This window comes from Psychrobacter sp. M9-54-1 (assembly GCF_016613355.1).
In the GTDB taxonomy this organism is placed as follows: domain Bacteria; phylum Pseudomonadota; class Gammaproteobacteria; order Pseudomonadales; family Moraxellaceae; genus Psychrobacter; species Psychrobacter faecalis.
Genome location: NZ_JADGFW010000013.1, coordinates 136288 through 150295, shown reverse-complemented (window position 1 = coordinate 150295; position 14008 = coordinate 136288). Strand labels below are relative to the sequence as shown.

At 44.2% G+C, this 14008-nt stretch carries 10 protein-coding genes; 7 read left to right on the top strand and 3 right to left on the bottom strand.

What is annotated here, in order from left to right:
- The first annotated feature begins 237 nt into the window (after window positions 1–237).
- A complete protein-coding gene (locus tag IQ457_RS06655) occupies window positions 238–723 on the top strand; it encodes an FKBP-type peptidyl-prolyl cis-trans isomerase (protein WP_068407618.1) in 486 nt (161 codons plus the stop codon).
- A 483-nt stretch (window positions 724–1206) separates the two neighbouring features.
- Here the strand turns inward: IQ457_RS06655 and IQ457_RS06650 are convergent, their stop codons facing one another.
- Complete coding sequence (locus tag IQ457_RS06650) at window positions 1207–3417, bottom strand: carboxy terminal-processing peptidase (RefSeq protein ID WP_200662549.1); 2211 nt, start codon at window positions 3415–3417, stop codon at window positions 1207–1209.
- A gap of 553 nt (window positions 3418–3970) precedes the next feature.
- On the opposite strand from IQ457_RS06650, the gene nagZ reads away from it, so the two are divergent.
- The gene (gene nagZ, locus IQ457_RS06645; RefSeq protein WP_200662548.1) at window positions 3971–5041 is read left to right on the top strand and encodes a beta-N-acetylhexosaminidase; all 1071 of its coding nucleotides are present in this window, start codon (window positions 3971–3973) and stop codon (window positions 5039–5041) included.
- A 132-nt stretch (window positions 5042–5173) separates the two neighbouring features.
- Here the strand turns inward: nagZ and IQ457_RS06640 are convergent, their stop codons facing one another.
- On the bottom strand, window positions 5174–6889 hold the full coding sequence (locus tag IQ457_RS06640) for an OmpA family protein (protein WP_200662547.1): 1716 nt from the start codon (window positions 6887–6889) through the stop codon (window positions 5174–5176).
- Window positions 6890–7321: 432 nt separating this feature from the next.
- Window positions 7322–8974, bottom strand: a complete 1653-nt coding sequence (locus tag IQ457_RS06635) for a hypothetical protein (RefSeq protein ID WP_200662546.1) — start codon at window positions 8972–8974, stop codon at window positions 7322–7324.
- Between the two features lie 523 nt (window positions 8975–9497).
- Between IQ457_RS06635 and IQ457_RS06630 the strand changes: the two genes are divergently transcribed.
- From IQ457_RS06630 to IQ457_RS06610, 5 genes are all read left to right on the top strand, one after another.
- Window positions 9498–10106 carry a rhomboid family intramembrane serine protease gene (locus IQ457_RS06630; protein WP_068406432.1) on the top strand — a complete coding sequence of 203 codons (609 nt, stop codon included), beginning with the start codon at window positions 9498–9500 and terminating at the stop codon, window positions 10104–10106.
- A gap of 106 nt (window positions 10107–10212) precedes the next feature.
- Window positions 10213–11169: a metallophosphoesterase gene (locus tag IQ457_RS06625; RefSeq protein ID WP_200662545.1), complete on the top strand. Its 957-nt coding sequence runs from the start codon at window positions 10213–10215 to the stop codon at window positions 11167–11169.
- A 119-nt stretch (window positions 11170–11288) separates the two neighbouring features.
- Window positions 11289–11867, top strand: a complete 579-nt coding sequence (purE, locus tag IQ457_RS06620; RefSeq protein ID WP_144297418.1) for a 5-(carboxyamino)imidazole ribonucleotide mutase — start codon at window positions 11289–11291, stop codon at window positions 11865–11867.
- A 219-nt stretch (window positions 11868–12086) separates the two neighbouring features.
- Window positions 12087–13433, top strand: coding sequence for a 5-(carboxyamino)imidazole ribonucleotide synthase (locus IQ457_RS06615; RefSeq protein WP_200662544.1), 1347 nt, complete (start codon window positions 12087–12089; stop codon window positions 13431–13433).
- Window positions 13433–13882, top strand: a complete 450-nt coding sequence (locus tag IQ457_RS06610; protein WP_144297416.1) for a YaiI/YqxD family protein — start codon at window positions 13433–13435, stop codon at window positions 13880–13882. Before IQ457_RS06615 ends, IQ457_RS06610 begins: the two co-directional genes overlap by 1 nt.
- Window positions 13883–14008 lie beyond the last annotated feature (126 nt).

Here is a 14008-nt window from a genome sequence, read left to right as displayed (position 1 = left end):
GGCCAAAACTGAAAAATCATATTTATTTACATTAATTCGCCCAATAATTGCTATTTTTTCGGATTTTAACCTTGAAACCGCTGGCAGGCATCGCAATTAAAGATGCTAACTGCTAAAGTTACCCTAATAAACTGATGATAATTAACTAATGACGTGGCTATTTGGCTGGCTGATTGGCTTTTTTAGGTTTATTGCAACCGTATTTAAATTTCAATAACGACATATTTAGGATAATTTATGACTACTATCGCAAAAGACACTGCCGTCAAGTTTAACTACACGCTAAAAGACGACGAAGGCAATATCCTTGACCAGTCTCCAGAAGGTCAACCGCTTGCGTATTTACATGGCCATAGCAACATCATCCCAGGTCTTGAGCAACAACTAGAAGGCAAATCTGCTGGCGAAAGAGTCAATGCCGTTGTAGAGCCTGCTGATGGTTACGGTGAATACCAAGAACAAGCGGTACAACATGTACCACGCGAAAACTTCCAAGGCGTTGATGATATCCAGCCTGGTATGCAGTTTCAGTCAGAAGCTGGCGGTCAAGTGATGCTAGTAACTGTCACTGACGTCAACGATAAAGAAGTGACGGTTGATGCAAACCATCCGTTAGCTGGTAAGCGTTTGACCTTTGATGTAGAAATTCAAGAAGTACGCGCAGCCACTGAAGACGAGCTAAACCACGGCCATATCCATGGCGCTGGTGGCGTTGAGCACTAATTTCTTCTTGAGTTTGGCGTAAAATTTTCAGACGATAAGATGCTTAGACGAATAGTTAATTATTAATGAATAGTTATTGGTAATGCTAGGGTCGTCTAGCTATGAAGGTCAGTAGAGCAATCTACTGACCTTTTTTTTGAATAAATTTTAAAGATTACAGACGTAACAAAGCCGCATAACAACAAGTATTATGCGGCTTTTATCACCAACCATCCATGTTAATGTTATCAGATACTTAATCCCGGAGCATCTTATAACGTTCAGGCATCCAGCCTTATCTTCCCTAATCAGCAAACCACCTATCCCTGATGCGACCTTTGCGATACCAATCCCTAGTATCTATGAACCTTTTCGTTCAATCGTGCCGTACAGTTATAATCGCAGATTGGCATGAGGTTAGTAAGAGGTCTAAACGTCAATGCGTGTAAGCATATGCTTACACGCATTGACGTTGCCGATAATGACTGTTCAAGAGTTGCTTTTTTATAGCTTCTCTTCTGGGCTAGCCTGCATCTTTGGATCAGCGCTAAGCATGATATAAGCCGCTTCTTTAATGAACGCTTCATCCTCAGGTAGTTCAGGACGCTCACTTTCTTTCATCTGACTGCGCTCTTCAAACTTTGCGTCCATAGCGGCTTGGTAAGTATTCCAATTGGCATAAGGACGCTCGCCCGTTGCAATCAGACGTTTATTTTCCGCTTCCAATGAGCGTTTTTCTATCAGCTGCATTTTTGCACGGCGACTATTGATATCAAGAGGAATCGGTTTTTTCTCATCTTCCATATTACGAATATCATTCAGCGTCGATAGATACACAAAATGCGGGTTTTGCTGCTGACGGATCTTTGATTGCTGATTTAACGTTGCTAAGGTATTGGCAGAGAATTTACCTTCAGGCTTATAAGGGGCAGTTTTAATGGTATCCCATGGTAAGGCTTTTTTCTGAGCGCGCTCGCCAAAAGTCGCATCATCGTAGATATTGACCAATTCAATATCAGGGACCACGCCTTTATTTTGCGTACTACCGCCAGTGACGCGGTAGAACTTACGCTGCGTGAGCGTCGCTGTACCCAAAGCCAAGCTGTCTAGCTGGATTTGCGCCGAACCTTTACCAGTCGTGGTGCTACCGACAACGAGGCCGCGACCGTAATCCTGAATCGCAGCAGCAAAGATTTCACTGGCAGAGGCAGAGGCTAAATTGGTCAGCACAACCACTTTGCCGTCATAAAGCTGCTCGCCGCCATCGTCATCGCGGTAGACTTGAATATTGCCGCGATTGTCGCGAATTTGCACCAATGGGCCGCTTTTAATAAAGAAGCCGAGCATTTTAGCAACTTCATCGAGCGAGCCACCTGGGTTATTCCGTAAATCAACCACTAGACCGTCGATATTTTCTTTATTCAGCGCTTTAAGGGCTTTTTCGGTATCGTCACTGACACTACGGTACTCTTCACCATTGCGGCGCGCGCGATAGTTGAGATAAAAACTTGGTATCTCAAGCACACCGATACGTTTTGGCGTTTTATCGATATTGGGACGCTGTACTTCAACGACGCGCTGTTTTACGCCCGACTCTTCTTGCTGAATAATATCGCGTACTACCGTCACATTACGGGCGCTGGTATCGGGCGTATTTGGTTGACGCACCTTAATGGTCACCGAGGTGCCACGTTTACCGCGAATCAGACCGACGATTTCACGTGTTGACCAGCCAACCACATCAACCATATTCTCGCCGTCTTTGGCAATACCAATAATCAAATCATTGGGCTTAATCTGCCCAGATTTGGCTGCTGGGCCCCCATCTACCAAAGTGACAATGCGAGTATAATCTGGGTTTTTACGGTCAGGACGGATAGAAACCCCGATGCCTTCTAATTGCAGACTCGATTGAATTTGTAGCTCATTGGCTTGGATTGGCGCATAATAATTACTGTGCGGGTCATAAGTGAGCATTGCCGTATTTAAGATGGTTTCCATGATTTCATCATCTTTTAGACGGGCAAGCTGCTCTTGCTGACGTGATAAACGATTGAGCAAAATCTCACTTGGCGTGCGCTCATCATTACGCAGCAAGTCTTGGCCGCGCGTGATATCAGGATTGCTTAAAAAGACTTTCTCTTTCGCCTTTTCGTCTTCTTGACCTAGGGTAATGCTCATCAACTGAAACTTCAGCTGGCGTGTCCAATAGTCGCGCTGTTCTTTTTTGGTTTTAAAATGACTGAGCTTTTCGCGGTCAAGGACGATGCTATCTTTACTGGTCAAATCTATCTTGGTTTTCAGCAGTTGTTTTGATAGAGTAAAATATTCATTAGAGCGCTGACGGTAACGCTCAAAAATCGCCACTCCAGCCGATAGGTCGCCACGTTTTAGGCGCGCGGCAAATTCGTCGGCATATTTTTTCTTAAATTCATCGACATCAGATTGCAAAAACAAGGTATGGTTTGGATCGAGACTGTCAATATACATAGACAAAATCTCGCTACCCATGGCGCTATCGAGCGGCTGATTGAGATAATGGCTACGATCCAGCAAAGCGGCTACTTGGCGGGTGGTAACCTGTTGCTCAGGAGTGGCTTTAAAGCCTGCCGTATTGCTATCAGCCACTGCGGTACTGTAGCTTTGAGTAAGGATAAGACCAGCGACGCCCACTGACGCTGCACTGAGTAACCACTGTGCTGGTTGTTTTTTCATCGTATATACCTAATTATTTTAAGTTAAAAGTATGCTGAGTTGTTATTACTAATAAAGGTTATTTAATAGACTATGAGCCAAAAAATGTCGCGATTTTTCACCCTATTATATTTACCATTAAACCATAGGTTACGCTAGCATTAAAAGCCGGCAAATACAGGATAATTATCTTAGATAGGCCCTTATTTTCATTGTTAAAAATCAATCAATACTAGCACAGCTATAAATACACCACTGTCTCAATCTGTATAAACAATCTTACACGCGGTCTGGCTATTTTTTAGCGCATCCATTGGTGCATTTGGTTATAAGCGTGAATCATCTTGTTTAAACTTATCATTTAAACCTAACTTATTTAAGCCAAGCAAACCGCTATTATGCGTCCCTTGCAATCACTGGCTTAATATAAGGTAAAAGTGAGTAGCGACAAACCATCCGTAACAGAAAGATTATCTATAAGAAAAAACCCTCTCATCTCTAAGCTCTGTCTCGATTTGACTTATAATATAGTGCAAATGAGAAAACAACCTTCTAGCCTGATAAGGATTACGCAATGTACGGCGTTTTAATGATTGATATCGATAGTACCGCACTGACTGCTGAAGATGTCAGTTTAATCAAACAAGCACAAGTAGGCGGGGTGATATTATTTGCCCGCAATGTGGCAGATGCGGCGCAAGTGCGCGCTTTGTGTGACGATATCCGCCAACACAATGCCGATTTATTGATTGGCGTCGACCAAGAAGGCGGTCGCGTTGCCAGATTACGTCAGGGTTTTACGCCATTACCGGCGATGGGCAGGCTCGGCGAATTATTTGACCAAGACCCTAGTCGCGCCTTGAGCCTTGCTTACGATTGTGGTTATTTGATGGCAGCAGAAGTATTGGCGGTCGGCATTGATTTGAGCTTTGCGCCGGTGCTCGATAGAGGCGGTATCAGCCAAGTGATCGGCGATCGCAGTTTTCATCAAAACCCACAAGCCATCATCGCTTTAGCAAGCCAGTTTATGCGCGGTATGAAAGCGGCGGGAATGGCAACCACGGGTAAGCACTTTCCCGGTCATGGAGCCGTCGCGCCTGACTCGCATTTGGCAGAAGCAATCGATACACGTAGTTTAGATGAGATTATCAATTGCGACATGCAGCCGTTTACGCAGACGCTGCCTTGGCTTGATGCTTTAATGCCGGCGCATGTGATTTTCTCACAAGTCGATAATAAACCCGCTGGATTTTCAAAAATTTGGCTCAAAGACATCATTCGCAAACATCTGAATTTTGATGGGGTTTTATTTTCTGACGATTTATCAATGGCTGGTGCGCAAGCTGCCGGTGATGTCAGCGCCCGCGTCAAAGCAGCAATTGAAGCAGGCTGTGATATTGCTCTGGTTTGTAATGACCGCGTTGCTGCTCACGAAGCGGCCAAAGCTGCCCAAGAGCTGCCCTATCCTAACCAAAAACGTGTTAAAACTATGCGCGGACAAATACCTGTTTGGCAGGGCGACCTTGAATCAACGTGCCAGCAGTTTGCTTATTGGCACCAAGCAAAGGAAAATATCTTACAGACCTTTTTTGCCAATCAAACGAAAGCACCTACTGAGTCAAAAGACCCAACCGCTTATAGATAATTCATTTAACCAAAGCAGCTTTATTCCAGTTTTTTTTGATGTAATAAAAGACCGCACCTTAAACATAAGATGCGGTCTTTTTAATATTAATACTAGCTATCGATAAACAACTATAAGTCAGTAGAACATTTATTAATTACTGGCTTTTGGGTCTAAAGCAGTACCACGGCTGGCATCATCACCATCTGGTAAAACATCATCGTTATTGCGATCTAATGGATTTAAATCTGGGTCAATTGGTCTGCTATTCGATGTCGGTATCGAACTCTTCGGTGCCGGTAAATTATTCCCTGTACGGTCATCGCTGTCAGGCATTAGATCATCATTATTACTGTCTAATGGATTTAAGTCTGGATCGAGCGCACCGTTGCTAATCGCCACGCCATCATTGGCCATTGCCGTTTCATCATAGACGACGAACTCGATACGGCGGTTACGGAAACGACCTTGCTCTGTAGCGTTATCAGCGATTGGATCTGTCTCACCCATGCCTTTGGTCATTAGCTTACTTGGATCCGCACCTTGTGCGACCAGATAGTCTTTCATCGATTGCGCGCGCTCTTGTGACAACTGCATATTATAAGCGGCATCGGCGGTTTTATCGGTATGGCCAATAATCATCAGCTTCATATCTGGCACTTGTTCCATAATCTGAACAGCATTGTCCAATAGTGGCTTGTTAGCTTCTGGAATAACAGCTTTATCTACTTCAAAGTTTACGACTTGCAGGCTCAGTGCGCGTGCCACATCACGGGGATCTGGGTCTTGACCAAGGTTCTGCATCGCCGCTTGTGATGCTGCTAAACTGCGATCAATCTCGCTTTGTGCATCGAGCGGACCTTCTGCTTGTACCGTCATAGCTGGTGCTGCGGCTTGTAAATCAGCAACCAATTTACCTAATGCTGCTGCGTCTGGCGCATTGACCGTAATGGTGTCGCCTTTAATCAGCATACTGGCATTTGGCACATTTTTGACGATTGGTAGAATAGAAGAAAGCTGAGCGGCAGCTGGCATATCGATCGAGAAGTTATCATCGACATCGGCGCGGCAATTATTGGCTTCATCACCAAATGTCGCTGTCAACGCGTCCATCACATTGCCTTGTAGCGTCTCGTTACCAACGTTCATACGGCAGGCATATAGTCCACTATTTTCACCAGTCGCAATACGCAGTGAAGCCGGCTCTATATCGGCTGCAACCACTGTTTGTCCGTCACTATCCGCTTGCTGCTCAGTGGCAACTGGTGTACCGACTGGCTCAGGATTGTCTTGACAACCTCTGAGTAGCGCCCACGCCAAGGCGCCTAAGATAATCAAACCGATAATCGGCAGCAGCGCTTTCATAAAGCTGCCTTTTTCTTCCTCTTCACGGCGAATAGGCGCAGTGCTGACCGTATCAGACACATGAGCACTAGCTGGTGCGGCAATCATACCTGCAGGCAGAACGGCGCTTGCCCATGCCGGAATATGGTGCTGATAACTGGCAAGATTGTCATTTAAAAACTGTGGCACGGGCGTGGTTCCGGCCAAGCTTTTGATTTCGTGATACGCTAACGGTGCGGCCATCGCAATCAAACCACGGGCTGCAGTTGCATCAACGTTATGTTTACCCGCAAGCTCACGGGCAATTTGGTCGCGGTGGGCGCCATCGGTCCATACGCGGTCATAAAACCCTTGGTCATCACGGGCGATATTTTCATTAGCAAAACGTGTATAAGTCGTATTATCTGCTAGACGTGCGGCAAAAATAGCATAAAATTGTTCAAGTAAGTTTTGTTTAGCGGGATTGCGATCATCGCCTAATACTGCAGGGCTAACCGTCCGCGTTAAGTGACTGATAATATCCATAATGTCATTCCTCAATAATTGTTATTTTGAATAATTCTTTTGTACCAAACTGCATTCTCAAAAAACTGAAAAGTTAATAGTACTGATATTTCTTAATAACGATATTTTTTAATATTAATATTTATATCAGCATTTAATAAACATTAGGTATTAAAAAGCGGCTTAATAAATATCAGCACTATCTATATTCAACTTTTGTCATTATAAAAGTATTAAGGTTGTATTCACAATCGATGGGCTGTTGTGCAATTGCTACGTTAAGTAATGTTTCAGTTGTGACACGTAACTGCGAAGTCTTTACAGTACAAATTACTAACATATCCATTATATCTGGAAATGACTGTCTATCTTTTAGGCAAAAATAAAAAGGAGGATAGTCAATGATTGATCCTACCCTCCTTTAGCTCATTATTTGTTAGGCGCTTTATACTATCATCTTACTTGCGCAGGCTCTGCCACGATAACGCTATTTGCCATATCGTCTACTTCTGACTCTGAAAAAGGTCCCGGTGGTCGCGTTGATGCGGGACGGTCATTGCTTCTAGGTTCATTGCTTCTAGGTTCATTGTTTCTAGGCTCGTTAGCTCTAGGCGGATTATTAAAATCGCTATTACGTACCGGTGTAGGCGTCACGCTATCACCGGTGACGTCATCAGAAGCTTGATAGTCGTTATTGTTATTTGCATTACTGTTATTCACATTATTAGTGCCAACGTACTGGTCATTTATGCCGCTTCCATCTTGAGCAAACTGATTGCTTGCACCGTTCATCGCCATATTATCGGCGCCTATGCCGCTTTCTGCATTATTAGGCAATGGTAGCGGCACGGTACTATCTACCATTATTGCTGGTGCCAAAGTACGGATTTCAGTGGTTAATCTTTGTAGCTGTATACCATCCGGCGCTTCTATTGTCATACGGTCATTTTGCAATTGTAGACGGGCAAATGGTGTCGCTCTTAATAATGTCAGAATATTAGGCAGTGCTTCGATAGGCATATTGGCAATATTGTTAGCCACGCCTTCTTGTACCGTAAACTGACACATCCCTGCCTGCTCGCCAAAACTGCTATTGAGCGCTTGTTGCAGCGTGCTTTGTAGCGCAGCGTCACCGACAGAGGCGCTACACGTGTATAAATTACCGTTATTATCCACGCCAACGATAAGCGTAGCGGGCGTCAACACCTGCGCGGGCTGCTCAGCGACAGGCGCTACCACAGCGGGTGCAGTCGCCACTGGCTCTACAGGCGGGACTTCATTAGATTTAATTAAAAATGCCCATACCAATCCAATCGCTGCGATGGCGGCCAATAATAAAAACACCCGTATTAATAAGTCATTACGTTGGTTGCGGGTTCGTACTTTTTCGCGCTTTAAACTGCTGTTTTCTGCTAAGTGATGCTCAGCAGGATTGGCATGAATAGCACTCACAGCTAGGCTGTTATCGAAGCTTTCACTAGCAAGTTCTGTTGCCACGTTTGGTTGTTTTATCAAGTTCGCAGAAGGGCTTACCACGCTTGCTTCAGTAGCATCTTTATTTAATAAAACAGTTTCTGTCGCCGCATTGACTATGGCGTTTTGATAATCAAACAATTCATCAGGGTTATCTTGTGCGACGGTAATGAGCGGTGCTGCCCATATCGGCAGGTAATGGCGCAGTGAAGGTTGCTCATTTTGTAAAAATGCTGGTAAAAACTGCCCGTTAGCCATGACCTTAAGTTCACGGTAAGCCAGTGGCGCAGCATTCATAATAAGCTTTGTGGTAGTCAGCTTATCAATATGATGGGTCACTGCCAGCTCTTCGATAATGGTTTGACGCGCGCTTGGAGCTTGCCATAGTTGTTCAAATAATGGCGTCTCTACTATATTTTCATTAGTAATCGGCTCATCATCACGCAATAACTGCGAGTAAATTTGCGGCAATGCCAAACGCGCCGCCAAAATGGCATAAAACTGCTCCAATAAGCTGACATAAGACACGCTGCCGTTATCAATACGATGCCCATCAATAACATGTTCATTATTAATCTGGCTACCTAAGACGGCTGGGGTTACTATCTGCTCTAATTGGTCGATGATATTCATAAGTTCCAGCCTTTATCGGCGTTGATTTAAGATATGGGACAGCGGTTCTTTTTGACTTCAGTTTTATACGCTGTAGACTGTAGCACGCCCATAAAAATGCGCGCTTAACAGGTCAACACTTAGTCGGTACTGAGTTGATACTTAATAAGCTAATATTGGCATATAAATTGCCTATTATTTTTAATCTTTTTTAAAATTTCAATAAGCGTAAAACTGGATAAATATCACCGATCTATTATTTATTTTTGGTAAATATTTATTCTGTCGTTAAACGTTACGGTCAGTATACGAAGCATTACTTAGTTGCCTGTTACGCTGTTATATTATTCAATATAAACGATTATTAAAGCATAATTTTGTCGTCTATTGGTTTTTTGCCTTAGCATCACTGTTATTACTGTTGGTGTAAGCTTTAGCTATTTTCAGCATCCATATTTAGTTATTTTTTATCCAACTTATTTGGTCTTTAAGCACTACGCTCTATAACACTGCCCCCTATCAGGCTCGGCCTAAGGACTCTCCTTTGTTCAACCACACGACGCTTATTATCATTATTACGGTTATTGTCAGTTTATTGGCGTGGCAAAATAAAACCCTATTTAATCGGCTGATTTTTTATCCGCCAGCGGTGAATAACGGTCAATGGGATCGCTTTGTGACCCACGGCTTTATTCACGCCGATGCGATGCATTTGCTGTTTAATATGTTCACCCTATACTTTTTTGGCCGTGCTATTGAAGGCTTGTATCAGCCATTTTTATTCGGTTATGGTTTTGTGGTTTTTTATGTGTTGGCTATCGTGATTGCCATGGTGCCAAGCTATCTTAAAAACAAAAAAAGCGCCAGCTATTTAAGCCTTGGTGCTTCAGGTGGGGTTTCAGCGGTGCTATTTGCATTTATTTTACTAGCACCGTGGGAAAAAATTTATCTATTCGCCATTATTCCTATTCCAGCGATAGTGTTTGCCGTCGCTTACGTTGCTTATAGTATTTACGCCGATAAACGCGGTGGCTCCAATATCAATCATATGGCGCATATGTGGGGCGGCGCGTTTGGAGTGATTGCGACCATTATTTTAGAACCTCGCGTCTTGCCGCACTTTTTAAATGCGCTATTGTCTCCTGGCCTTTAGAGCGGTTAGTTTTAGAATCTTTAGTTTTAAATTTGCTAATTGATAACGTTTGATGTTTTGCCCTAATTTGTATTTAACAACATGTTTAAGAATTTAATAAATAATTATGATTATAGATATTATTGGTGATATTCACGGTTATGCAGACAAATTGATTGGGCTGCTAAAACAGTTGGGCTATGTGCATAATGGCAGTCACTTTGTACCGCCAGTAGGTCATCGGGCGCTCTTTATTGGTGATTTGATTGACCGTGGTTCGCAGCAGGTTGCCACTCTTGAAATTGTTTTTGCGATGCTAGATGCAGGCGTGGCCGATGCAGTGATGGGCAATCATGAATACAATGCTTTGGCTTTTGCGATGCTTGATCCAAAGCAGCCCGAGCACTATTTACGCTCGCATAGCGATGTACACATACGCCAACATGAAGCGTTTTTAGCCGAAGTGCCCTTTGGCTCAGAAGCGCATCAATACTGGTTGCAGCGCTTTTATGAGATACCGCTTTGGCTTGAGACCGATTATGCCTGTTTTGTCCACGCTTGCTGGGATGTCGATAGCATGGCGGTATTAAAACCTTTGCTCACTGCTGGTAACTGCTTGACCCCTGAAGCGGTCATTGCCACCTCACAAAAACATAGCCCCGCCTATGAGGCGCTTGAGCGTGTGTTAAAAGGTGTGGAAACAGCGTTACCTAAGGGTTTGGTCATGGTCGATAAAGACGGTGCAGCGCGCTCACAAGTACGCGTGCGTTGGTGGCTTGATGAGCTAAATAAGCGGCCTATACATGAAATTGCCCGTGCGCCAAAATCGGGTTTGGCGCAGATTCCAAACGATGCCATGGCAGAGAACATTGAATTTGCCCTTAAAACCCATAAGCCCGTGTTTGTTGGACATTATTGGCTTACTGGCAATCCTGAACCATTAAGTAATCAAGTGGTTTGCACCGATTATTCAGCAGCCATAGATAGCGGCTATATGACCTGTTATCAGCTTGATACTGAGCAGCCATTACCATTGAAAGCCAGTAACTTTGTGCAATATCGCCATGATGAAGGCCTATTATAAATTTATAAAACCGCGACATAAAAAACTGCTATTTAGTCAGCTTTGACATTAAACGACAAACTTGGCTTTACGAAGGCAGCAAAACTTTTGTATGATGGTCTTTTTGAGGATATCAAAGCATGAGCACCACCTCCGCTACTGTGAACCCTACTACACAAAACGCTGCTATTGAGCAAAACGGTCCCATTACCTCCCCTGCTGGTCAACCAAAAGTTGGCATTATCATGGGCTCGCAGTCGGATTGGGCGACCATGAGTGCAGCGGCGCAGTTGCTTGCTGACTTTGATATTGCCTTTGAATGTGAAGTGGTGTCAGCCCATCGTACGCCAGATAGATTGTTTGATTATGCCAAAAGCGCGAAAAATAATGGCTTGCAGGTAATTATCGCTGGAGCGGGCGGCGCGGCGCATCTGCCCGGCATGTGTGCCAGTCAAACGCCGCTGCCTGTGTTTGGGGTGCCTGTTAAATCATCCATGCTTAGCGGTTGGGACAGTCTGCTTTCTATCGTACAAATGCCAAAAGGTGTGGCTGTTGGCACCTTAGCCATTGGTACTGCTGGTGCCTATAACGCGGCCCTCCTTGCCATTCAGGTGCTGGCCTTGCATGATGAATCGCTTGCCACTAAGCTTGATAACATGCGTCAAGCGCAAACAGAGACCATTCTTGCAAGTCCAACGCCCGGTATTATTAATCAATAAAGTAAGCAAGATGAGTTAACCTTTTAGCAAAAAATGCTGTTATCAATACTCTTGCTAGTAATATTTTATACTTACCATGCGCTAAACTTGATATTTATAGCCAAATGAGTTTTACTAAAGATAAGGTGCATACGGTGCACCTTTTCCTATTTCTAACCTTAACTTTTAGCCAATCATTTACTAAAAACCCTTATTCATTTTAAATGTAAAGAGCCTGCCATGACTACCGCCAATGCTTATCCTGTTACCCAAACCATCCGTACCATCGGTATTTTAGGCGGCGGTCAGCTTGGTATGATGCTCGCCCAAGCTGCCCTGCCGCTCGGTTATCAGTGCGTGTTTTTAGAAGACAACGCCGACTGCCCTGCCAGCCTTTACGGAAAAGTTTTTTCTAGCGAGCAATTAGATAAATTTATCGCCGCAGCTGACGTTTTTACTTTAGAGTTTGAAAACACGACAACGGCGACTGTCGAGCAGTTAGCAAATCTATCGAAATCAGGCAGCAAACAAGGCATGTTTCCGCCACCGCTTGCCCTTGATATCGCTCAAGATCGCTTAAAAGAAAAAGGCATGTTTAATGAGCTTGATATCGCCACCGTGCCATTTATGGCGGTCAATTCTGAAGCTGAATTAAAACAAGCTTGCGACGAGCTAGGATTGCCTATTGTGCTCAAGACCAGCCGCGGTGGTTATGATGGCAAAGGTCAGTTTGTCATTAGAGAAGACAGCGATATTAAAACTGCTTGGCATGAGCTGAAAGACGCCGTCAGCGGTAAAGGCGCGCTAACCCCAACGCCTGCGCCATTAATTGCAGAGGGCTTTATTAACTTTAGCCGTGAAGTGTCTATCATTGCCGTACGCGCGCAAAATGGTCAGGTGCGCTGCTATGATCTGGTCGAAAACCATCATCATCATGGTATCTTAGCCAAAACCCGCGCCCCTGCCGTTGGTACCAGCCATTTATTTCAGCAAGCAACCGATGCCATTAGCACGGTGATGAATCACTTGGGTTATGTCGGTGTGATGGCGCTTGAGCTGTTTGTAAGTAAAGATGCGCGCGGTAACGATTATCTGCTAGCCAATGAGATTGCCCCGCGCGTCCATAACTCTGGACACTGGAGTATCGAAGGCGCGATCACCAGTCAATTTGAAAACCATATCCGCGCGGTGGTCAATCTGCCCTTAGGCGATACCGACAATGTTCATCCAGCGATTATGCTCAACGTCTTGGGTCAGTATCCTGATATCAGCGCGGTACTCAATATCGATGGCGCCCATTATCATAGCTACCACAAGGCTGAGCGCGAAGACCGCAAAATTGCGCATATTACCTTGATGCCAAATGACGTGGCGGATTTAGAACCTGCGCTAGCAAAACTGGTTGCGGTCTTGCCAAATAAAGTGGGGCTTGATAAAAAACTGGCCCCTACTATTACCGAGAAGCAAACAAGTACGCTAGAGGAAGCAAGCAATACGAAACCTAACAGTACTTCAGAAGATAATGAAAATGAAGTCAAAGGTAGCCAAACAGAGGCATTATTAAAGACCGATAAGGCTGAGAAATAATGCAGATTTGGGTAGATGCCGATTCGGTGCCACTGATTGCCAAAGACTTAATCATCAAAACGGCTGAACGTACCCAAACGATGGCAATATTTGTCGCCAATCAGCCGATTAAATTGCGCAAATCACCGCTGCTTGTCATGACCGTGGTGCCGTCAGGGTTTGATAAAGCCGATGATTATATCGTCGAGCAAATCCAGCCAGGTGATTTAGCCATTACCAGCGATATTCCTTTGGCCAATGATATTTTGGATAAAGGCGGTATGGTTTTGACCACGCGCGGTGTGGTTTATGATAAAAACAATATCAAGCAAAAGCTCAATATGCGCGACTTTATGGATACCATGCGCGGTACAGGCGTGCTTGAATTGCAAGAAATGAGCGGGCAGAAACCTTACGGCGACCGCGATAAAAAAGCCTTTGCCGACGGTCTTAATCGCTTGGTGCGTTAACTTATCACGTCGACTTGATATATTCATTGTCTTTCCTACCTTTCTTATAATTTCTTCATTTGTATAATTAACAGCTTTTAGAAATAGCAATTTTTATCGAAAGCAATTCTATAAATGAGAACTTTA

What these genes read in the sequence shown, in the direction of transcription:
- IQ457_RS06615 (WP_200662544.1), top strand. Translation starts at nt 12,087, where the DNA reads ATGACTACCGCCAATGCTTATCCTGTTACCCAAACCATCCGTACCATC.
- purE (WP_144297418.1), top strand. Translation starts at nt 11,289, where the DNA reads ATGAGCACCACCTCCGCTACTGTGAACCCTACTACACAAAACGCTGCT.
- IQ457_RS06650 (WP_200662549.1), bottom strand. Translation starts at nt 3,417, where the DNA reads ATGAAAAAACAACCAGCACAGTGGTTACTCAGTGCAGCGTCAGTGGGC.
- IQ457_RS06655 (WP_068407618.1), top strand. Translation starts at nt 238, where the DNA reads ATGACTACTATCGCAAAAGACACTGCCGTCAAGTTTAACTACACGCTA.
- IQ457_RS06635 (WP_200662546.1), bottom strand. Translation starts at nt 8,974, where the DNA reads ATGAATATCATCGACCAATTAGAGCAGATAGTAACCCCAGCCGTCTTA.
- IQ457_RS06640 (WP_200662547.1), bottom strand. Translation starts at nt 6,889, where the DNA reads ATGGATATTATCAGTCACTTAACGCGGACGGTTAGCCCTGCAGTATTA.
- IQ457_RS06625 (WP_200662545.1), top strand. Translation starts at nt 10,213, where the DNA reads ATGATTATAGATATTATTGGTGATATTCACGGTTATGCAGACAAATTG.
- IQ457_RS06610 (WP_144297416.1), top strand. Translation starts at nt 13,433, where the DNA reads ATGCAGATTTGGGTAGATGCCGATTCGGTGCCACTGATTGCCAAAGAC.
- nagZ (WP_200662548.1), top strand. Translation starts at nt 3,971, where the DNA reads ATGTACGGCGTTTTAATGATTGATATCGATAGTACCGCACTGACTGCT.